The sequence below is a fragment of the Pseudomonas sp. ARP3 genome (assembly GCF_001029595.1).
Taxonomy (GTDB): Bacteria; Pseudomonadota; Gammaproteobacteria; order Pseudomonadales; family Pseudomonadaceae; genus Aquipseudomonas; species Aquipseudomonas rhodesiae.
In genome coordinates this window covers 21899-43393 of record NZ_LEKF01000001.1, presented here as the reverse complement: position 1 = coordinate 43393, position 21495 = coordinate 21899, and the positions used below count along the sequence as shown (strand labels likewise).

At 60.0% G+C, this 21495-nt stretch carries 20 protein-coding genes and 1 tRNA gene; 14 read left to right on the top strand and 7 right to left on the bottom strand.

The genetic code is table 11. The features are described 5' to 3' along the window. The first annotated feature begins 2 nt into the window (after nt 1–2). From ABX75_RS00215 to pabB, 3 genes are all read left to right on the top strand, one after another. The gene (locus ABX75_RS00215) at nt 3–1535 is read left to right on the top strand and encodes an inactive transglutaminase family protein (RefSeq protein WP_034099735.1); all 1533 of its coding nucleotides are present in this window, start codon (nt 3–5) and stop codon (nt 1533–1535) included. Next, entirely contained in the window at nt 1535–2521 is a 987-nt protein-coding gene (locus ABX75_RS00210) for an alpha-L-glutamate ligase-like protein (protein ID WP_034099736.1), read from the top strand. The genes ABX75_RS00215 and ABX75_RS00210 overlap by 1 nt, the downstream gene beginning before the upstream one ends. A 99-nt stretch (nt 2522–2620) precedes the next feature. Next, nucleotides 2621–3964, top strand: coding sequence for an aminodeoxychorismate synthase component I (pabB, locus tag ABX75_RS00205; protein WP_047881271.1), 1344 nt, complete (start codon nt 2621–2623; stop codon nt 3962–3964). A gap of 104 nt (nt 3965–4068) precedes the next feature. Here the strand turns inward: pabB and thrH are convergent, their stop codons facing one another. Further along, the gene (gene thrH / locus ABX75_RS00200; protein ID WP_034114837.1) at nt 4069–4686 is read right to left on the bottom strand and encodes a bifunctional phosphoserine phosphatase/homoserine phosphotransferase ThrH; all 618 of its coding nucleotides are present in this window, start codon (nt 4684–4686) and stop codon (nt 4069–4071) included. A gap of 151 nt (nt 4687–4837) precedes the next feature. On the opposite strand from thrH, the gene ABX75_RS00195 reads away from it, so the two are divergent. From ABX75_RS00195 to ABX75_RS00185, 3 genes are all read left to right on the top strand, one after another. Continuing rightward, nucleotides 4838–5572, top strand: coding sequence for a phosphoadenylyl-sulfate reductase (locus tag ABX75_RS00195; protein WP_034099739.1), 735 nt, complete (start codon nt 4838–4840; stop codon nt 5570–5572). A 468-nt stretch (nt 5573–6040) separates the two neighbouring features. After that, complete coding sequence (locus tag ABX75_RS00190; protein WP_047881270.1) at nt 6041–7570, top strand: NCS1 family nucleobase:cation symporter-1; 1530 nt, start codon at nt 6041–6043, stop codon at nt 7568–7570. Nucleotides 7571–7583: 13 nt separating this feature from the next. Beyond that, nucleotides 7584–8312 (top strand): aspartate/glutamate racemase family protein, encoded by a 729-nt coding sequence (locus ABX75_RS00185; RefSeq protein ID WP_034114839.1) that lies wholly within the window; start codon nt 7584–7586, stop codon nt 8310–8312. A 13-nt stretch (nt 8313–8325) separates the two neighbouring features. Here ABX75_RS00185 and ABX75_RS00180 read toward each other — a convergent pair whose 3' ends face one another. Further along, nucleotides 8326–9249, bottom strand: a complete 924-nt coding sequence (locus ABX75_RS00180) for a LysR family transcriptional regulator (protein WP_047881269.1) — start codon at nt 9247–9249, stop codon at nt 8326–8328. A 126-nt stretch (nt 9250–9375) separates the two neighbouring features. On the opposite strand from ABX75_RS00180, the gene ABX75_RS00175 reads away from it, so the two are divergent. Next, a complete protein-coding gene (locus tag ABX75_RS00175; RefSeq protein WP_047881268.1) occupies nt 9376–10122 on the top strand; it encodes a 3-oxoacyl-ACP reductase family protein in 747 nt (248 codons plus the stop codon). A gap of 48 nt (nt 10123–10170) precedes the next feature. Here ABX75_RS00175 and ABX75_RS00170 read toward each other — a convergent pair whose 3' ends face one another. Continuing rightward, entirely contained in the window at nt 10171–10857 is a 687-nt protein-coding gene (locus ABX75_RS00170) for an HAD-IA family hydrolase (RefSeq protein WP_034099744.1), read from the bottom strand. Nucleotides 10858–11021: 164 nt separating this feature from the next. Between ABX75_RS00170 and ABX75_RS00165 the strand changes: the two genes are divergently transcribed. From ABX75_RS00165 to ABX75_RS00155, 3 genes are all read left to right on the top strand, one after another. After that, nucleotides 11022–11600, top strand: coding sequence for a DUF4337 domain-containing protein (locus ABX75_RS00165; protein WP_034114842.1), 579 nt, complete (start codon nt 11022–11024; stop codon nt 11598–11600). 114 nt (nt 11601–11714) lie between these two features. Next, nucleotides 11715–12050, top strand: a complete 336-nt coding sequence (locus ABX75_RS00160; protein WP_034099746.1) for a hypothetical protein — start codon at nt 11715–11717, stop codon at nt 12048–12050. Nucleotides 12051–12111: 61 nt separating this feature from the next. Beyond that, nucleotides 12112–13152: a DMT family transporter gene (locus ABX75_RS00155; RefSeq protein ID WP_047881267.1), complete on the top strand. Its 1041-nt coding sequence runs from the start codon at nt 12112–12114 to the stop codon at nt 13150–13152. A gap of 30 nt (nt 13153–13182) precedes the next feature. Here the strand turns inward: ABX75_RS00155 and ABX75_RS00150 are convergent, their stop codons facing one another. After that, nucleotides 13183–14748 (bottom strand): sensor domain-containing diguanylate cyclase, encoded by a 1566-nt coding sequence (locus ABX75_RS00150; RefSeq protein WP_047881266.1) that lies wholly within the window; start codon nt 14746–14748, stop codon nt 13183–13185. Nucleotides 14749–14927: 179 nt separating this feature from the next. Here ABX75_RS00150 and ABX75_RS00145 point away from each other — a divergent pair, with 179 nt between their 5' ends. Continuing rightward, entirely contained in the window at nt 14928–15305 is a 378-nt protein-coding gene (locus ABX75_RS00145) for a c-type cytochrome (protein ID WP_047881265.1), read from the top strand. A gap of 112 nt (nt 15306–15417) precedes the next feature. On the opposite strand, the gene ABX75_RS00140 is transcribed toward ABX75_RS00145, so the two are convergent. Next, nucleotides 15418–15507: transfer RNA gene (locus tag ABX75_RS00140), tRNA-Ser, on the bottom strand. Between the two features lie 320 nt (nt 15508–15827). Between ABX75_RS00140 and ABX75_RS00135 the strand changes: the two genes are divergently transcribed. The 3 genes from ABX75_RS00135 (at nt 15828) to ABX75_RS00125 (ending at nt 18531) form a co-directional block, all read left to right on the top strand. Then, entirely contained in the window at nt 15828–16520 is a 693-nt protein-coding gene (locus ABX75_RS00135; RefSeq protein ID WP_034099749.1) for a crotonase/enoyl-CoA hydratase family protein, read from the top strand. 212 nt (nt 16521–16732) lie between these two features. Beyond that, entirely contained in the window at nt 16733–17455 is a 723-nt protein-coding gene (locus ABX75_RS00130; protein WP_034099750.1) for a 1-acylglycerol-3-phosphate O-acyltransferase, read from the top strand. 104 nt (nt 17456–17559) lie between these two features. Further along, nucleotides 17560–18531 (top strand): magnesium and cobalt transport protein CorA, encoded by a 972-nt coding sequence (locus tag ABX75_RS00125; RefSeq protein WP_034099751.1) that lies wholly within the window; start codon nt 17560–17562, stop codon nt 18529–18531. On the opposite strand, the gene ABX75_RS00120 is transcribed toward ABX75_RS00125, so the two are convergent. Next, nucleotides 18509–19252 carry an amidotransferase gene (locus tag ABX75_RS00120; protein WP_034099752.1) on the bottom strand — a complete coding sequence of 248 codons (744 nt, stop codon included), beginning with the start codon at nt 19250–19252 and terminating at the stop codon, nt 18509–18511. The genes ABX75_RS00125 and ABX75_RS00120 overlap by 23 nt on opposite strands. 84 nt (nt 19253–19336) lie before the next feature. Then, nucleotides 19337–21484 (bottom strand): 3-hydroxyacyl-CoA dehydrogenase NAD-binding domain-containing protein, encoded by a 2148-nt coding sequence (locus ABX75_RS00115; RefSeq protein ID WP_047881264.1) that lies wholly within the window; start codon nt 21482–21484, stop codon nt 19337–19339. Nucleotides 21485–21495 lie beyond the last annotated feature (11 nt).

Below are 21495 nucleotides of genomic sequence, written 5' to 3'. Positions count from 1 at the left end.
GAATGCGCTCTCTGACCCTGCACCTGAAAATCCTCATCACCCTTTTGGTGGTGCTGGGCATTTCGGTCACCGCCTACCAAATCTTCGTGCTGGGCATCCCCGTGACAGAAGACGCCACGGACGACCTGTGGAACATCGACGCCAAGGTAGAGTTCGTGGCCAGCCCCAAGGACCCGGTCAAGATCCAGATGTTCGTGCCGCCCCTGAGCCGCGACTTCGTCAGCCTCAACGAGAGTTTCATCTCCAATAACTACGGGGTCAGCGTCAACCGCATCGACGGCAACCGCAAGGTCACCTGGTCGGCGCGCCGGGCCAAGGGCAACCAGACCCTCTACTACCGTTTGGTGCTGACCAAGCGTTACAGCGGCGAAAAAACCAAGATCAAAGGCCCGACCTTCCGTGACAGCATCGCCGTGGAAGGCCCGGAGAAAATCGCCGCCGAAGCCCTGCTGGCGCCGATCCGCCAGCACTCGGCCGACGTCGAGACCTTTATCACCGAAGCCATCAAGCGCACCAACAACCTCAACGACGACAATGTGAAACTGCTGCTGGCTGGCGACCCGTCCACGCCGCACAAGGCCAAGATCGTCGAACTGTTGCTGTCCATCGCCCATGTGCCGGTGGAAAAGGTCCATACCATCCGCCTGGTCGCCGACCAGCCGCAAACCCCGGAACTGTGGCTGCGCAGCTTCAACGGCAACGACTGGCTGTACTTCAACCCGGAAACCGGCGAACAGGGCCTGCCCGCCGACCGCCTGCTGTGGTGGACCGGCGATGAAAACCTGATCACCGTCGATGGCGGCAAGAAAGCCATGGTCACCTTCAGCCTCAACAACAGCGAAATGAACGCCATTCGCCTGGCCAAGCTGACCGACGAGAACACCGACGCCAATTTCCTCGAATACTCGCTGTACGGCCTGCCGCTGCAGACCCAGCAGACCTTTATGATCATGGTGATGATCCCGATCGGCGTGCTGGTGATCCTGATCCTGCGCAACCTGATCGGCCTGCAGACCCTGGGCACCTTCACCCCGGTGCTAATCGCCCTGGCGTTCCGCGAAACACAGCTGGGCTTCGGGATTGTGCTGTTCACCATCATCACGGCGCTGGGGCTGTCCCTGCGTTCGTACCTGGAACACTTGAAACTGCAGATGTTGCCGCGCTTGTCGGTGGTGCTGACGTTCGTGGTGGTGTTGATCGCTGCGATCAGTCTGTTCAGCCACAAGCTGGGCCTGGAGCGCGGCTTGTCGGTGGCGCTGTTCCCGATGGTGATCCTGACCATGACCATTGAGCGTCTGTCGATCACCTGGGAAGAACGCGGCGCCAGCCATGCAATGAAAGTGGCGATCGGTACGCTGTTTGCCGCATCCCTTGCGCACATCATCATGAGCGTGCCGGAGCTGATCTACTTCGTATTTACCTTCCCGGCGATCCTGCTGATCCTGGTGGGCTTCATGCTGGCCATGGGTCGTTATCGCGGCTACCGCCTGACCGAACTGGTGCGGTTCAAGGCCTTCCTCAAGGCTGACTCGTAATGTTCGGCTTCTGGAAGACCTGGAAGGCCCTGGAGGCGCGGGGGATCATGGGCATCAACCGGCGTAACGCCGACTACGTGCTCAAGTACAACAAGCGCAGCCTGTACCCCATCGTGGATGACAAGATCATCACCAAGGAACGGGCGCTGGCGGCTGGCATTCATGTGCCGGAAATGTACGGGGTGATCTCCACCGAGAAGGAAATCGACAAGCTCGACGAGATCATCGGCGGGCGTAGCGATTTTGTAATCAAGCCGGCCCAGGGCGCCGGTGGTGACGGCATCCTGGTGGTGGCCGACCGCTTTGAAGGGCGCTACCGCACGGTGTCCGGCAAGATCATCAGCCACGAGGAAATCGAACATCAGATTTCCAGCATTCTTACCGGCCTGTACTCCCTGGGCGGCCACCGCGACCGCGCGCTGATCGAATACCGCGTGGTGCCCGACCAGATCTTCAAGAGCATCAGCTATGAAGGCGTGCCGGATATCCGCATCATCGTGCTGATGGGTTACCCGGTAATGGCCATGCTACGGCTGCCGACCCGGCAGTCCGGCGGCAAGGCCAACCTGCACCAGGGCGCAATCGGCGTGGGTGTCGACCTCGCCACCGGCCTGACCCTGCGTGGCACCTGGCTGAACAACATCATCACCAAACACCCGGACACCACCAACGCGGTGGATGGCGTGCAACTGCCCAACTGGGACGGCTTCATGAAGCTCGCAGCGGGCTGCTACGAACTGTGTGGGCTGGGCTATATCGGTGTCGACATGGTGCTCGACCAGGAGAAAGGCCCGCTGATCCTGGAGCTGAACGCGCGGCCGGGGCTGAACATCCAGATCGCCAACGACTGTGGCCTGACCTTGCGCACCCATGCGGTAGAAGCGCGCCTGGAAGAACTCAAGGCTGCCGGCGTGACAGAAACCGTGGAAGAGCGGGTGAAGTTCGTGCAGGCAATGTTCGGGCATATTCCCCCGGTGGAAGGCTGATCCGAACGCTCCATCTGTCTATCCCCGACATCCCCCCTAGGAGCAAATCCTACGGGGGACTACAATCCCCTCCCCCGCGCCCTGGCTGATCCACCCCGCATGTCGACCTGCACCGTTTACCCGCTGCCCTACCGGGCCAACCCCGCCGAGTATTTCGCGGCGATTCGCCACGCGCCCGGCGCGGTACTGCTCGACAGCGGCCGCCCGGCTGCGGACCGCGGCCGCTATGACCTGCTCAGCGCTTGGCCGCAAGCCACGTTGACGGTTTCGCCTGATGAAAGCGGCAGCGATTTCCTGCAACGCTTGCGGGAAAACCTCGCGCTGTTGGGTAAGGCAGAGCTTCCGGTCGACTATGAGCTGCCGTTCGCCGGCGGTTTGATCGGTTACCTGAGTTACGACTTCGGCCGGCATTTGGAGCAAATGCCGCACCTGGCGGTGGACGATCTGCATCTGCCGGACGCGCGTTTCGGCCTGTACGCCTGGGCGCTGGTCAGTGATCACCAGGCGCAGACCAGCCAACTGGTGTTCCACCCCACGCTGGCCGACAGCGAGCGACAGCGCCTGATCGCGCTGTTCAACTCATTACCCAAGGCTGCTGCGGCCACCTTTGCCTTGCAGGGGCCGATGACACCGGACATCAGCGCCGAGGCCTATCGCCAGGCCATCGTGCGTATCCATGACTATATCCAGGCCGGTGACTGCTACCAGGTCAACTTCGCCCAGCGCTTTCGCGCGCCGTGCAGCGGCGATCCCTGGGCAGCTTACTGCGCGCTGCGCGAAGCCTGCCCGACGCCGTTTTCCGGGTTCCAGAGCCTGCCCGACCACGGCGCGGTGCTGAGCCTGTCGCCGGAGCGTTTCGTACACATCAGCGCGCGCCGGGTCGAAACCCGCCCGATCAAAGGCACCCGCCCGCGCGGCCTGACACCCGAAGAAGATGCCGCCCACGCCGCCGAACTGCTGAGCAGCCCCAAGGACCGCGCGGAAAACCTGATGATCGTCGACCTGCTGCGCAACGACCTGGGCCGTACCTGCCGCACCGGCTCGGTCAGCGTGCCGGAGTTGTTCAGCCTGGAAAGCTACCCCAACGTGCATCACTTGGTCAGCAGCGTCATCGGCACCCTCGCCGACGACAAGGACGCCCTGGACCTGATCGCCGGCAGCTTCCCCGGCGGCTCCATCACCGGCGCACCGAAAATCCGCGCGATGCAAATCATCGACGAACTGGAACCGACCCGGCGCGGCCTGTACTGCGGCTCGCTGATGTACCTGGACGTACGCGGCGAGATGGACAGCTCGATTGCCATCCGCAGCCTGTTGGTCAAGGACGGGCAAGTGTGCTGCTGGGGCGGCGGCGGGATCGTCGCGGACTCGCAGTGGGAAGCGGAGTATCAGGAATCGTTGACCAAGGTGCGGGTGTTGTTGCGGACGTTGGAAGGGTTGTAGGTGCTGGAAAGTTCATCGGGGCAAGCCCCCTCTCTCCTGGACCTGCTGCATTCAGGTGGGAGGGGGCTTGCCCCCGATTGGGCCTTCAGCCGCGCTGCAAAGCTTTAAAGACTCAACGACCGATTCGACGCCTTGATAAATTCCTGCTTCAACGCCTCGAACGTATGCACCGCCGGAAACTGCGGGAATTCGCGGATCACATTGTCCGGCGCATGGAACAAGATCCCCTGGTCAGCCTCGCCCAGCATGCTGGTGTCGTTGTAGGAATCGCCGGCGGCGATCACGCGGTAGTACAGGCTCTTGAAGGCCAGGACCGACTGACGCTTGGGGTCTTTCTGGCGCAGTTGGTAACTCACCACGCGGTCTGTCTCGTCGGTGATGAGGCGGTGGCACAGCAACGTCGGGAAGCCCAGCTGGCGCATCAGCGGTTGGGAGAATTCGTAGAAGGTGTCGGACAGAATCACCACCTGGAAGCGCTCGCGCAGCCAGTTGACGAACTCGACGGCGCCGTCCAGCGGCTTGAGGGTGGCGATCACGGCCTGGATGTCGGCAAGCTTCAGGCCGTGTTCGTCAAGGATGCGCAGGCGCTGTTTCATCAGCACGTCGTAGTCGGGAATGTCCCGCGTGGTGGCCCGCAAGGCTTCGATACCGGTTTTTTCGGCGAAGGCGATCCAGATTTCCGGCACCAGCACACCTTCCAGGTCAAGACAGGCAATTTCCACAAGACACTCCATTTGGATGTTATTGGTTGAGCGAGCAAAAGGCCTGCCGAACTCTAGCGATTCAAGCCCGAAGCCGCAACGCAGGGCGGATTTTGATACCATCGCCCACCTATAGAGCGCTCAGCGCCACTGACCTGCAGGAACCGTGCTGATGAACCAAGCCTTCGATGTCGCTGAACTCGCCGCGACCTATGCCAACAAATCCGCCCAGGACATCCTCAAACTGGCATTCAGCCAGTTCGGGGACGACCTGTGGATCTCTTTCAGCGGCGCCGAGGATGTGGTGCTGGTGGACATGGCCTGGAAGCTGAACAAGAACGTCAAAGTGTTCAGCCTCGATACCGGCCGCCTGCACCCGGAGACCTACCGGTTTATCGAGCAGGTACGTGAGTTCTACAAGATCGACATCGAACTGATCTCGCCGGATCAGAGCAAGCTGGAACCCTTCGTCAAGGAAAAGGGCCTGTTCAGTTTTTATAAGGACGGCCACGGCGAATGCTGCGGCATCCGCAAGATCGAACCGCTGCGGCGCAAGCTCGCCGGTGTCAGCGCTTGGGCCACCGGCCAGCGTCGCGACCAGAGCCCCGGCACACGCAGCCAGGTAGCGGTGATGGAGATCGACACAGCGTTCTCCACGCCAGAGCGCACCTTGTACAAGTTCAACCCGCTGGCGCAGATGAGCAGCGAAGAAATCTGGGGCTACATCCGCATGCTGGAGCTGCCGTACAACAGCTTGCACGAGCGAGGTTTTATCAGCATCGGCTGCGAGCCGTGCACCCGCCCGGTGCTACCGAACCAGCACGAACGCGAAGGGCGTTGGTGGTGGGAAGAAGCCACGCAAAAAGAATGCGGGCTGCACGCCGGGAATATCATCAGCAAAGCCTAAGGGCTGACGCAGTTAAATAGGTGGGAGGGGGCTTGCCCCCGATAACGGTGGATCAGCCAGCTCAGTGGTGACTGACACTGGGCTATCGGGGGCAAGCCCCCTCCCACATTTGTTTTGAGTTTTACCTCTAGATGTACACACACCTGTAACCATAGGTGCCATTTATGTGTGCAATCCTCATAAATTCGCACCATAACGTAACACCTCCTCCGCATCATCCTGCGTACTGGCGAATAGCCCCTCTTCAACAGAAAAATAAATAGCTGTTCAAACGGTCAATTTATATTGCTTTGAATTCAGCCAGTTATTTACCTCACCTCTAAAAACGAAATTACCTACAGTTTTGATATGCCAAAAACTGGCACGCATGTGGCTTAAGCTGAAAAGTGCTTTGTATACAATAAATACAAAACCTACATACACTTTGCCATCCGCGGCGTTGCTGCAGATGCCTTGGAGCCTGCCGGAATGCGTACAAGCCTCTCGAATAACATCGCACTGGATCTGCCCTCCTCCGCCCTGAATAACCAGGCCCCAGATCCTGGCCCGCTCGTACTAAGCCCACGCCTGCATAACAAGGACCTGGCGCCGACCAAGGCGCAAGGTCGCCGTTGGGGGCGCTACAGCATCTTTGCGCTGTGGACCAATGACGTGCATAACATCGCCAACTATTCATTCGCGATCGGCCTATACGCCTTGGGCCTGGGCGGTTGGCAGATTCTGCTGTCCCTGGGGATCGGCGCGGCGCTGGTGTACTTCTTTATGAACCTGTCGGGGTATATGGGGCAAAAAACCGGCGTGCCGTTTCCGGTGATCAGCCGCATCAGCTTCGGCATCCACGGGGCGCAGATCCCAGCGCTGATCCGTGCGGTGATCGCGATTGCCTGGTTCGGTATCCAGACCTACCTGGCCTCGGTGGTTTTCCGCGTATTGCTTACGGCGATTCACCCAGGCTTTGCCGACTACGACCACAACTCGATCCTCGGCCTGTCGACCCTGGGCTGGGTGTGTTTCGTGGCGATCTGGTTCGTGCAGCTGGTGATCCTGGCCTACGGCATGGAAATGGTGCGGCGCTATGAAGGGTTCGCAGGCCCCGTGATCTTGCTGACCATGGCCGCGCTGGCCGGTTGGATGTACTTCCAAGTGGACGGCCATATTGCCTGGTCGGTGCGGGAGCCGCTGAGCGGCGGTGAGATGTGGCGCAATATCTTTGCCGGCGGCGCACTGTGGCTGGCGATCTACGGCACGCTGATCCTCAACTTCTGCGACTTCGCCCGTTCCTCGCCGTGCCGCAAAACCATCGTGGTCGGCAACTTCTGGGGCCTGCCGGTAAATATCCTAGTGTTCGCCGCCATCACCGTGCTGCTGTGCGGCGGGCAGTTTCAACTCAATGGGCGCGTGATCGAGAGCCCCACCGAGATCATCGCAGCGATCCCCAACACCGTGTTCCTGGTGCTCGGTTGCCTGGCGTTCCTGATCGTGACCGTGGCGGTGAATATCATGGCCAACTTTGTGGCGCCGGCCTTTGTGCTGAGCAACCTGGCGCCCAAGTACCTGAACTTCCGCCGCGCCGGGCTGATCAGCGCCACCGTGGCGGTGCTGATCCTGCCGTGGAACCTCTACAACAGCCCGCTGGTGATCGTGTACTTCCTCTCGGGCCTGGGCGCACTGCTGGGGCCGTTGTACGGCGTGATCATGGTCGATTACTGGCTGATCCGAAAAAGCCAGGTGAACGTACCGCAGCTCTACAGCGAAGACCCGCAAGGCGCTTATTACTACAGCCGCGGGGTCAATTTGCGTGCGGTGGCGGCGTTTATTCCGGCGGCGGTGATCGCCATTCTGCTGGCCCTGCTGCCAGGGTTCGCCAGTGTCTCGCCCTTTTCCTGGTTGTTTGGCGCCGGTATTGCAGGGCTGCTGTACCGGCTGATCGCCAAGCGCCAGCCTTTCTATGCCGATGTCAGCGGCGAAAGCATTGCAGTCGATAACGTCAGTCATTAATCAAGGACACCCCATGCGCATCCTCGTGGTCAACGTCAACACCACCGCTTCCATCACCGACACCATTGCCGAGCAGGCGCGGGCCGTGGCCGCACCGGGCACTGAGATTGTCGGGCTCACCCCGTATTTCGGCGCCGAATCGGTGGAAGGCAATTTCGAAAGCTACCTGGCCGCCATCGCCGTGATGGACCGCGTGATGGCATACGACCAGCCGTTCGATGCGGTCATCCAGGCCGGCTACGGCGAACATGGGCGCGAAGGCCTGCAGGAGTTGCTCGACGTGCCGGTGGTGGATATCACCGAAGCGGCCGCCAGCACCGCGATGTTCCTTGGCCATGCCTACTCGGTGGTCACCACTCTGGATCGCACCGTGCCGTTGATCGAAGACCGTCTGAAGCTCGCCGGCCTCTATGCGCGCTGCGCCTCGGTACGCGCCAGTGGCATGGCCGTGCTGGAACTGGAAGAAGACCCGTTGGCCGCTATGGAAGCCATCGTGCGCCAGGCCGAACTGGCCATCCACGAGGACAAGGCCGAAGTGATCTGCCTGGGCTGCGGCGGCATGGCTGGGCTGGATGAGCAGATTCGCCAGCGTACCGGCGTGCCGGTGGTGGACGGCGTAACGGCGGCCGTGACCATTGCCGAATCGCTGGTACGCCTTGGGTTGTCGACCTCGAAGATCAGGACCTATGCCACGCCAAGGCCGAAGAAAGTGATCGGTTGGCCGGGGATGTCCGGGCGCTAGGGCCGCGCTTCGATTAAACCGCGCTAAAGCGCTGCCCCAGGCGCTGCTCGGCAAACTGCTCGATGATGAAATCCACAAATGCCCGGGTCTTGCCGGGCAGCAGCTTGTGCTCGGCGTAGTAGATGGAAATATTGCCGTCGTCCACATACCACTCAGGCAGCACCCGTACCACCGCGCCACTGTCCAGAAACGGCACGGCCATGGGCATGCTCACCAGCGCAATGCCCAGGCCCTGGGCGCTGGCGCAGCAGGCGGCTTCGGAGTCGCTCAAGGTCATGCGCGGTTTGAGCGTCAAGGGGCGTTGCTCGCGGTCGGGACCGGTCAATTGCCAGGTGCGCACGCGGCCGGTTTGCGGCGAGCGGATCAGGATACCCAAGCAACGCCCCAGGTCTTCGGGCCCCTGCACCGGCGGGCGTTTGGCCAGGTAATCCGGCGACGCCACCAACACCCGATGAGCCGGCGCCAGTTTGCGCGCCACCACGCCCTGGGGCAGTTCGAAGCCACCACCGATGGCCGCATCGAAGCCTTGGCCGATCAGGTCCACCTGGCGATTATCGAAGTGCCAGTCCGGGCTGATATCCGGGTAGCGCTCAGTGAATTGCCCCAGCAGCGGCATCACATAACGATTACCGAACACCGTGCCCATGCTCACCTTGATTGTGCCCACTGGCCGCCCCTCGGCGCTGGCCAGGTTGGCCACGGCGTTCTGGATGGTGATAAGGCTTGCGCTGACTTCATCGAGGAACAGCTTGCCGGCTTCGGTGAGGGTCAGGCGCCGCGTGCTGCGCTGAAACAGGCGCACGCCGAGGCGCGCTTCAAGCTTGGCCACGCTTTTGCCCACCGCCGCCGGGGTCAGGCTCAAGTGCCGCGCAGCCTCGGCAAAGCTGCCGCCTTCGGCGCTGCGCACAAAGCATTCGATACTGCCAAAGCTTTCCATACCGCCTCACCCTAAACTTTTGGTTTACACAGACTATAGCAATCACGGTCTACCGGCCTGGGTGAGGCAGGTCGATACTCGGCTGCAACAACAGGGCATACCGCCTTGAACAGACAGGAGATCGACATGACTGCACAAAACCTGACCGGCAAAGTCGCCTTGATTCAAGGCGGTTCCCGCGGCATCGGCGCCGCCATCGTCCAGCGTCTGGCCGCCCAAGGGGCCGCCGTTGCCTTTACATACGTCAGCTCGGCGACCAAGGCTGAGGCGTTGCAAAACAGCGTGATCAGCGCAGGCGGCCAAGCTTTGGCCATCCACGCCGACAGCGCCGACGCCACCGCGATCCGCAACGCCGTCAGCGCCACCGTCAAGGCGTTCGGTCGCCTGGATATCCTGGTGAACAACGCCGGCGTGCTGGCCATTGCGCCGCTGGAAGACTTCAAGCTGGAGGACTTCGACCAGACCCTGGCGATCAACGTGCGCAGCGTATTTATTGCCACTCAGGAAGCCGCCAAGCACATGGGCGAAGGCGGCCGTGTGATCAATATCGGCAGCACCAACGCCGAGCGCATGCCCTTCGGCGGCGGCGGACCGTATGCCATGAGCAAGGCCGCGCTGGTGGGGTTGACCAAAGGTTTGGCACGGGACCTGGGGCCACGCGGTATCACCATCAACAACGTGCAACCCGGCCCGGTGGACACCGACATGAACCCAGCCGACAGCGATTTTGCCGAGAGCTTGGTCGGCTTGATGGCCATTGGGCGGTACGGGCATGTGGAGGAGATTGCCAGTTTTGTGGCGTATCTGGCGGGGCCAGAGGCCGGATATATCACCGGTGCCAGCCTGACTATCGACGGTGGTTTCAGCGCCTGAGCCAACAGGGAAGGGGCAAGCCCCCTTCCCTGTTTTGGCCGTGCGTGATCAGGACATCGGCGGTAAGCCATACGCCGCCAGATCAAAGTCCGCGAGTTTGCGGATGATCTGGTCGGCGTGGTGGTACTTGCTGTCGGCCATGGCTTCATCGGGCACAGCGATGGCGGTCATTTGCGCTGCCTTTGCCGCGGTCACGCCGAACGGCGAATCTTCGAACACCAGGCAATCCTTGGGTTCGACCCCCAGACGGCGTGCGGCGGTGAGGAAAATGTCCGGCGCGGGCTTAGCGGCACCGACTTCCGGGTCATCGGCGGTAACGATGGTGTCGAACAACGCAAACCACTCGCGGTGCAAGGTGGTCTTGTGGCCGAACGAATTGCGCGAGGAACTGGTGCCCACGGCAATCGGGATGTTGTGCGCCTTCAAATGCCGAACCAGCGCTTCGGCGCCGGGCATGCCCAATGCCTTGGGAAAACGCTCGCTCATCAACGGTTCGCGGATGCGCAGAAATTCGGCCGGGGTGATCGGCAATTCCAGCGCCTTGACCACATACTCGGCCAGGTCCTGGGCACCCCGCCCGATAATGTGCTGCTTGATCCCCCAGTCATAAGAACGGCCGTAGCGCTCGGCAATGATCTGCGTGACTTCGGTGTAGATGCCTTCGGTGTCCAGCAACAATCCGTCCATATCGAAAATCACAGCCTTGATCGGGACAGCGGTACGCGGTGCATTCATCACAACGGATCCTTGGGGGAAGGACTAAAAGGTTTCAGCACAATAGCGGTCACATTGACCTGCGGGCAACCCTTTGGGCGAGGTTGATCCTGCGTCGCGGACAGGATCGCGACAGCTTGGCTGGTGAAGAATCAGTATCCCTCACGCCGTTCACAGAGGCCGCCATGTCCGAAGCCTTCGAAGTCCCCAGCCCCCACGAAAAACATATCGAACACACCACCGAACATGCCCACGCCCGAGGGGATAGTTTCGCCAGTCGCATCGCCGTGATGACCGCGTTGATGGCCACCCTCGGCGCCATGCTCAGCTACCAGGCCGGTTCCACCGAGAGTGAAGCGGCGATGGACAAGAACAACGCCGCGATCATCAAGACCGAAGCCGCCAACCAGTGGAATTACTACCAGGCCAAGTCCAGCCGACAAAACCTGGCGGAGCTGGCCACCCATATCCCCGGCGTGGATGCTGCGCATTATCGGGAAGAGATCGAACGCTACAAAAGCCAGAAGGAGGCCGTGCGCCAACAGGCAGAAAAACTTGAAGCCACCTCACGGGAGTGGGATGAAAAATCCGAACAGGCGCTGCATCGGCACCACCGCTGGGCCCAGGCGATGACTGCGATTCAGATCGCGATTTCGTTGGCGGCAATTACCTTGTTGACGAGGAAGGAGTGGTTGAAGCGGCTTTCGTATACGGCCGCAGGCGTGGCCATGGTGCTGGGCGGGCTGGCGTGGCTGCATGTTTAGCCGCGCGGCGTGAACGAGCCTAATCGTTCAGATTCGTTTCAATTCGTCTATGCAGCGATTACAGTACGCGCCCCCAGGAATTGAATCTTGGGCTTTAGACCATGGAGTTACACAGTGAAGTACGTCAGCAAAGTAGTTGCAGCCGCAGTACTCGGTTTCGCCCTGGCCGGCTGCACCGGCACCGCCATCAAATCCCCACAGTACGACAGCAACCAATACACCGTGCTGGGTCACAGTGAAGCCAGCGCCACCGGCATCATGCTGTTCGGCGTGATCCCGATCGGTCAGAACAGCCGTTTCGTCCGCGCACAAGAAGCGGCCATCAAGGCAAAAGGCGGCGACGCTCTGATCAACACCCAAGTGCAGGAAAAGTGGTTCTGGGCCTGGGTGCTCAGCGGTTACACCACCAAGATCTCCGGTGATGTGGTCAAGCTGAAAACCGCGCAGTAAATCCCTCGGGCGTTCCCCTGCGCCCGCGACGTATCATGGGCTGACCCTCCGAGGATGGCCCATGAACCTCAGCATCGTTTATGCCCTCTGCGCCGCCGCCCTGTTCGGCGCCAGCACCCCGCTCGCAAAACACTTCGGCCTGGGCCTCTCGCCCATTCTGCTGGCCGGCCTGCTATACCTCGGCAGTGGCCTCGGCCTCGGCGTGGTGCGCCTGATCCGCGATCGCGGCTGGCAGCACAGCGGGCTGACACCCCATGAATGGCCCTGGTTGCTCGGCGCCATTCTCTTCGGCGGCATCCTCGGCCCCGTCGCCCTTATGTACGGCCTGACCCGCACCGCCGGCGCAACGGCCTCGTTGATGCTCAACCTGGAATCGGTGCTCACCGCCGTGATCGCCTGGCTGGTGTTCCGAGAAAACGCCGACCGCCGTATCGTCCTGGGGATGATCGCGATTGTGCTGGGCGGTGTGGTGTTGCCCTGGTCGGACGGCGCCGGCGCCAGTCGCGACTGGACCGGGCCGCTGGCAGTTGCGCTGGCCTGCCTGTGCTGGGGCATCGATAACAACCTGACGCGCAAGGTTTCCGCTTCGGACGCAGTATTTATCGCCGGCATCAAAGGTTTGATCGCCGGGCTGGTGAATACCGGCCTGGCCGTTTACCTCGGCGCGCAATGGCCGGCCACCGTTCAAATGATGCCAATCCTGCTGGTGGGCTTCCTCGGCTACGGCATCAGCCTCGTCCTGTTTGTACTGGCCCTGCGCGGCCTGGGTAGCGCACGCACCGGGGCGTATTTCTCCACCGCCCCTTTTCTCGGCGCCGCCCTGGCGGTACTGGCGATGGGCGAGTCGGTGTCGATCGCGTTCTGGGTGGCCTCGGCGTTAATGGCGGTAGGCGTGTGGCTGCACCTGACCGAACGCCACGCCCATGAACATCAGCACGAAGCCACGCAACACGGGCACCGGCATGTGCATGACGAACATCATCAGCATGAACATGCGTTTGATTGGGACCCCAATCAGCCACACAGCCATGTGCACGTGCACAGCCCGATCAAGCATAGCCACGCGCATTTTCCGGATGTGCATCATCGCCACAGGCATTGAGGGCCCAATGGCGTGACGGCTGGTCGCAGTTCAGTCCGGCACCTGCTCAACCACCACGCGATTGCGGCCGCTTTGCTTGGCTTGGTATAGCAGTTGATCAGCTCTCTCAAGGACGGCCGATATCGACTCGACCTCAGGACGCCACAGCGCCACCCCCATTGAGACGGTGATACGCCCGACCGTCTCGATGCTGGCCGCCTCGATTGAGGCGCGCAGCCGCTCAGCGACATCGGCCGCTATTTGCAGCGAACTGCCCGGCAATAACAAGACGAATTCCTCTCCCCCCACCCTGCAAGGCATGTCGTTGGCGCGTGAGTTCTGCTGCATGAGTTCGGCAATGGCGCGCAGCGTTTCATCCCCCACACCGTGGCCGAACGTATCGTTGACGTGCTTGAAATGATCGATGTCGACCGAAACCACGGCAAACGCTTTGCCTGTCTCCTGCCACAACGCCAGAACGTCCTGCATGGCCCGGCGGTTGGCCAGCCCCGTCAGCGCATCCGTATGGGCCTGATGATTGAGCTTGCCGATCTTTTCCTGCAACAGGGTCGCGCCCAGCAACAGCGCTCGGCGGATCTGCCAACTTTCGAAATAACGCGCAGGCACTGCGCTGATGCGCGCGTAGCTGTCAGGCATGTCCAGCCGTTTGGCACAGTCGGCCAGCCGCGATAATGGGGCCGAGATCCTTGCGCCCAACCACCAGATCAGAACGATCCCGAACAGCGCCAACGGGGCTATACCTTGAGCGACTTTGGTCATCGTCCGGCGCAGAACTGCCTGGATATTCTCCAAGGGCTGCTGCGAGATCACCCCCCAACCGCTGCTGGGCACCCGAGCGAAACCGGCGAGCATTTGCACATCGTGCTCATCCTTAGCCTGTAAGGTGCCTGAGGCCTCGCGGAGCGATGCGCTGGCGATCAGGTCCGTGCCCCTGACACTGCCTATCTGCGCAGGATCGCTGTGATAGAGCACCTGGCGCGCAGCGTCGACCAAGTAGAAATGCGCGCCATCCTTGCGCACATTCGTGTCCATGAGGGCTTGAAGGGTGTTGCTCTGCTCCAACCGGATAGTGCCGCCGATCAAGCCCAGATACTCTCCGCCCGTACCGAATATGGGTTGAGAGATAAACACCACCAAATTGCCGGAGATCGACCTGAAGGCGTTGCTGATTTTCGGCGTGCGCAGCGTCAAAGGTTCTTTGTGCTGCAACGTGCGGCCATTGAGTTGAAGGTTTTCAGGCGCGGAAGCAATGATGGTACCGTCCGCGCTGGCGACCAGTACGGAGTTGAAACTGGCGTCCTGCTCAAATAAGCGCTTGGCCTCACGGCTCAAAGCACTTTTGTCGCCAAACGCTTTGCCAATACCCGCTGCACCATATTTCAATTTATCGAGATCGGCGTCCAATACCTGCTCGACACTGCGGGCGATACGGGCGGCGTAGTTTTTATTGACGTCCAGCGCCCCTTCAATCAGTTCCTGCTTCTGGATCTTGAACATGACCCAGAAACTGTTGATCAGGGTCGCAACAGCAGAAAGCAGTACAAAAATAAGAATCAAACTACGAAGGTTGAGCGTGGGCTTCGGTCGAGTGGTCATCTACACAATCCGGGCAAGGCGAAGGTTGTACAACGAACAAGATAACGTTTAAGTCGCTCTTTACGGGGAATTGTCAGTGAATGTCGGTAAAATGCGGGCATCTCGAGTCAAGCTGGCATTCGTCCGACGGTTAGAAAATGGAATTCAGGTTTGCTTCGACATAACAAGGCTGCGCCAACATGAAGATGCTCGTCATCGTTTCGCTGGGGATACTATCGCTGACCCAAACCCCGATCGCCCTTGCGGACACTGCCAATGGCAAAAACCTCTTTTTACAACGATGCGCCATATGCCACGGACCCGACCTCAAAGCAACAGGACCTTTGGCGACAAGAAGCACCCCACCTACGCCTGATCTCACCGCACCGGTTTTCAAGAAACGTTTAAATGACTACCCAGGCGTTATTGTGTCGTCGGTTATCCTTCGCCCAAACGGCAACTTGATTCCCCGGACCTTGCAGGAAAACGGTGTAAAGCTGCCAGCGCACGCTTGGAGCGTTCAGGACCTGCGGGATTTGAATGATTATATGCGCGGGATGATTGTAAAAAGTCGGTGACGCAGACGGGGCTGGGGCACAGCGCACGGCGTCCAACCCTGTATTTAAGAACGCCAGAAACCACAAACCCCCGGCTCTTGTTAAGAAACCGGGGGTTTGTGTTTGTAGAATGTGGCGGTGAAGGAGAGATTCGAACTCTCGATACAATTTCTTGTATACACACTTTCCAGGCGTGCTCCTTAAGCCACTCGGACACTTCACCGTATCTCGCCAAACCAGTTCAGTCTGTCGAGGCGCGCTAATGTAGTCGAAAGCCTTCCTGATGGCAAAGGTTTTTTTCAGAATATTCATGCGGTTAGCCGGTTATGCCTGAGCATGTCCGGCGAGGGGTGGTGATTGTGCCATTCTCAGGCACCGCTGGCGCCTGTCTCAAGGCTTTGTCGCGCCACGCCGCAGGCCGTCTAGGCTTGGGCATGCAGGAAAAGGCTGACTGGGTAGTCAGTCATAGCGCTTTACCGAGCCGGGCGTGGTGGGTAACGTCTGCTGCATTCTTCTATAACAAGCCCTACAAGGAACCGCGTCATGAGTGAGTTGATTGCCTACCACCTCGAAGACGGTATCGCCACCCTGACCTTGAGCAACGGCAAGGTCAACGCCATTTCCCCGGCGGTGGTCAGTGCGTTTAACGAAGCGCTGGACCAGGCCGAGAAGGATCGGGCGGTAGTAGTGATTACCGGCACGCCGGGGATTCTGTCCGGGGGTTACGATTTGAAGGTGATGACCGCCGGCCCCAAAGAAGCAATCGGCCTGGTGACGTCGGGCTCGACATTGGCGCGGCGGCTGTTGTCGCACCCGTTCCCGGTGATTGTGGCGTGCCCTGGGCATGCGGTGGCTAAGGGCGCCTTTCTGTTGTTGTCGGCGGATTATCGGATCGGGGTGGAAGGCCCGTTCAGCATCGGCCTGAACGAAGTGATGATCGGCATGACCATGCACCACGCCGGGATCGAGCTGGCACGGGATCGTCTGCGCAAGTCGGCGTTCCATCGCTCGGTGATCAATGCCGAGATGTTCGACCCTCAGGGTGCATTGCAGGCCGGCTTCCTCGATAAAGTGGTCGCCCCCGAAGAACTGCACGCAGCAGCTCTGGAGGCGGCGCGGCAATTGAAGAAGATCAATATGAACGCCCACAAGCACACCAAATTGAAAGTGCGCAAAGCGCTGCTGGAAGCTCTGGACGAGGCAATCATCCAGGATCAGGGCCATATTCTTAGTTAAGCCCAACCTTGCTTGTGCCAAAGCCCGACCTTGCGCCGGGCTTTTTCTTACAGCCATATCTGAAGAAGCCTTAGTCGCTCTAGGCTGGGGGCTCTGGCAAATACCGAAATATGCGCTTAAACATCGCCCATCTCCTACCTCTATAGCGCCAATTGCCGAATACAGTGCACAACCGTACACTGCGCCACCTTTTGTTTCGATAGGCCAGGTGGATGCTTTTTCTGTTACGTATGGTGTTGATGGGCCTGCACTTTATAGTGGCTGGTGTGTTGGGTGTGCTGATTGGCGTTTGCCGTCCGTTCAACCCGGATAACAGTCGCTTGTGCGCCCGCCTATACGCCGTGCCCGCCATGTGGTTGTTGGGGCTGAATGTGAAAGCCGATGTCGACTCGCTGCGGCATAAGCCGGGCACTTGCGTGATTATCGCCAACCATCAGTCCAATTATGACTTGTTCGTGTTCGGTACCGTGGTGCCCCACCGCACCGTGTGCATCGCCAAGAAGAGCCTCAAGTGGGTGCCGCTGTTCGGCCAGTTGTTCTGGCTGGCGGGCAATGTGTTGATCGACCGCGGCAATGCCCATAAAGCGCGCCGCGCCATGCTTACGACCACCGATACGTTGCAACATAAAGACACCTCGATCTGGGTGTTCCCCGAAGGCACGCGCAACCTGGGCAAGGGTCTGCTGCCATTCAAGAAAGGCGCCTTTCATATGGCCATCGCCGCCGGGGTGCCCATCGTGCAGGTGTGCGTCAGCAATTACGTCACTCATATGCAGCTCAATCGCTGGAACAGCGGTGATGTGCTCATACGCTCTCTGCCGCCGATTCCTACCTGCGGCATGACGTCGGATGATATCCCCACCTTGATGCAGGCATGTCAGGCACAAATGGATGCCTGCATCGAGGCCATGGATGCGCAGCTCAAGAGGGCCTGATTCCCTTTTCCTTATAGGAGCGAGGGTGCTCGCTCCTACAACGGAACGCCATTCACGCTAAGCTGCCCAACATCTGTCTCCTCTTATAAGAAGTGATCAGCATCATGGGTAGAGTTGTTGCGGCCGCCGTGTATAGCGCCGGAAAGAAAGTCACCGATATCACCCTCGACGAAGGCGCGGCCTGGGCCGCCAAACCTGGGCATTTTGTGTGGATCGGCCTGGAAGAGCCCAACGCCCTGGAATTGGCCAACCTGCAACGCCAGTTCAACCTGCATGAACTGGCCATCGAAGACGCCCTGGAAAAACACAGCCGCCCCAAGCTGGAAACCTTTGGCGACGCGCTGTTTATCGTCACGTATTCGCCGGTGCGCGAGAACGGCAAACTGGTGTTTATCGAAACCCATATCTTCGCCGGCAACGGCTACGTGATTACCGCACGCAACGGTCACTCGGCGTCCTACGGTTTTGTACGTCAGCGCTGTGAGGCGCGACCATTGTTATTGGAGCATGGGGAAGATTTCGTACTCTATGCGCTGCTGGATTTCGTCACGGAAAACTACCAGCCGGTCAGTGAGGCAATCCATGCCGAGATCGATGAGCTGGAGCGCAATGTGCTGTGCAGTTCGTTGAGCGAACGCGATATCCAGAACCTCCACAGCCTGCGCCGCGACGTGTTGCGGCTCAAGCGCCATGTGGCGCCAATGGTGGAGATCAGCCAGGAGCTGCAGAAACTGAGCTTTCCGTTTATCGACAAGAACATGCGTCCGTATTTCCGCGATGTGCAGATCCACGTCACACGGCAGATGGAAGACCTCACCACCCTGCGCGACATTGCCAGCCAGACCATTGAAATCGGGGTGTTGCTGGAGGCGTCGCGCCAGAGTGTAGTGCAGCGCAAATTCGCCGCCTGGGCAGCGATCCTGGCGTTCCCCACCGCAGTGGCGGGGATTTATGGGATGAACTTCCAGAACATGCCCGAGCTGCAATGGCACTACGGCTATTTTGCGGTGCTCGGGCTGATCGCGGTGGGGTGCACCAGCCTGTGGGCCAGCTTCAAGCGGTCGGGATGGCTTTAACCTCGGCTTCGGGCTTGTGCGCCACAAAGCGCATCATCCATTCCGCTACGGTGACGCCATGGTGTTCGCGTGCCAGGCTGGCTACACCGTTTGAGTAGACTTTTTCGCCCAAGGTTGTCTGAAGAATCTCCAGCAACTCGCGCGAATAATCCTGAACAAATTCCGGGTGGCCCTGGAAGCACAGTACCTGATCACCGATGTGGTACGCGGCGAACGGGCAAAACTCGCTGGAGGCAATGACTTTGGCGCCCTCCGGCAAGGTGGTCACCTGGTCCTGATGACTGATCAGCAGCGTCAGTTCAGGCACCTCGGGGCTCATCCACGGCGCCTGGGCATCCAGTGTGTAATCATGAATGCCCATGCCCCAACCTTGAGTAGCGCGCTCGGCTTTACCACCCAGCAATAGCGCCAGCAACTGATGGCCAAAGCAGATGCCCAGCAGTTTATCGCCGCGTTGGTAACGTTCGAGCAAGTAGGTTTTGAGCGTCTGGATCCACGGGTCGGTGCCGAAGGAGTCTGCCTTGCTGCCGGTGACCAGATAGGCGTCAAACTGCTCATCGTCCGGCGGGTACTCCCCGTTCACCACGTTGTACACCACAAACTCGGCAGGGATCGGCTGCTTGGCGAACAGGCGCTTGAACATCTGCCCGTAACCTTGGTACTGATCGATCAAGCCTGGACGCAGGATATCGGTTTCCAGGATGCAGACGCGTAGCGACATAAAAAATACCTGACACGGCGATGGGAATATCGAACACCTCAAGCCTGCCTGCAAACCTACCTGCAAAGCAAGCCCCCGCCACACCTATACGAAACTCTCCCCTCGCGCGGCTTTTTGCAACAACAGTGCCGGCGGCGTGAACCGCTCGCCGTACTGTTCGGCCAAATAGCGGGCGCGAGCGATAAAGTCGTTCAGGCCGTATTGATTGATAAATTGCAATGCGCCGCCACTCCATGCCGCAAAACCGATGCCGAAGATCGAGCCCACGTTGGCGTCCGCCGTGGACATCAACACCCCCTCCTCCACACAGCGCACGGTTTCGATGGCTTGGATAAACAGCAACCGGTCGCGCACGTCCTGCGCCGAGATCCGTTGTTCGGGCCGCTCGAAGCGCTGTTTCAGCTCTGGCCACAGATATTTCTGCCCGCCACTGGGGTACTCATAAAAACCGCCGCCAGCGGCTTTGCCCAGCCGTTTGAATTCATTGACGAGCCGCTCGATCACCGCCGTGGCTGGATGAGCCAGCACCGCCTGACCTTCGGCCAGCAGATCCTTGGCGGTTTGCTGTCGGATATGGCTCATCAGGCTGAGTGAGACTTCATCGGACACAGCCAGCGGCCCCACCGGCATCCCGGCCTTACGCGCCTCAGTCTCGATCAACGGCGCGGCCACGCCCTCGCCAAGCATGGCGATACCTTCATTGGTGAAGGTGGCGAACACCCGTGAGGTGAAGAATCCACGGCTGTCGTTGACCACGATGGGGGTTTTCTTGATCTGCAGTACGAAATCGAAACCACGGGCCAGGGTTTCGTCCGAGGTATGTGCGCCCTTGATGATTTCCACCAAGGCCATCTTGTCCACCGGGCTGAAGAAATGCAGACCGATAAATTTGGCGGGGTCCGGCACCGCCGTGGCCAGGCCGGTGATGGGCAAGGTGGAAGTATTGGACGCGATCACCGCATCGGCACTCACCACGCGCTGGGCGGCGGCCGACACCTTGGCCTTGAGTTCACGGTCTTCGAACACTGCTTCGATGATCAGGTCACAGCCGGCCAGGTCGCCGTCGTCCTGGGTGGGAAAAATCCGCGCAAGGATGCTTTCGCGCTGTTCGGCGCTCACTTGCCCACGGCCAAGCTTTTTGTCCAGCAGCGCCGCCGCGTGCGCTTTACCCCTCTCGGCCGCCGCCAGGTTGATGTCTTTGAGCACCACTTCGATCCCCGCGCAGGCGCTGACATAAGCGATACCCGCCCCCATCATGCCCGCGCCGAGTACACCGAGCTTGCGTGTCACATAAGGTGCAATACCTGCGGGGCGCGAACGCCCGGCATTGATGTCATTGAGCTGGAACCAAAAGGTGCCGATCATGTTCTTGGCCACTTGTCCGGTGACCAATTCAGTGAAATAGCGGGTTTCGATCAGGTGAGCCATGTCGACATCCACCTGAGCGCCTTCCACAGCGGCACAGAGGATTTTCTCCGGCGCCGGGAAACAGCCCTGGGTTTTGCTGCGCAGGATCGACGGCGCAATCGCCAGCATCTGCGCGACCTTGGGGTGCGACGGCGTGCCGCCGGGGATCTGATAACCCTTGTTGTCCCAGGGTTGTCTGGCCTCGGGGTTGGCAAGAATCCAGGCGCGGGCCTGGGCCAGCATCGCGTCGCGGTCCGTGGCCAGCCCATGGATCAAACCGGCTTGCAATGCTTGTTGCGGGCGTACTTTTTTACCTTCCAGCAAATACGGCAGGGCTTTTTCCAAGCCCAATAAACGCACCATACGCACCACGCCCCCTCCTCCGGGCAGCAGACCCAAGGTGACTTCCGGCAACCCCAGTTGCACCGATGGCTCGTCCAGCGCGATACGGTAATGGCAGGCCAGGCAAATCTCCCAGCCACCGCCCAGCGCCGCACCATTGATGGCGGCCACCACCGGCCTGCCAAGGGCCTCCAGGCGACGCAACTGCGCCTTGAGCACTCGCACGCCGTCGTAGAACGCCTTGGCATCGGCCTTGTCGACGGCGATCAACTCGTTGAGGTCTGCACCGGCGAAAAAAGTCTTCTTGGCCGACGTGATAACCACACCGGCGATGTGGTCCTTTTCCTCTTCAAGACGTGCGACGGTGGCGGCCATGGCCTCGCGGTATACGGCATTCATGGTGTTGGCACTCTGGCCAGGCAGGTCAAGGGTCAGCACCACGATCTGGTCCTGGCCTTTTTCGTAACGAATGGCATCGGTCATAACTAATTCCT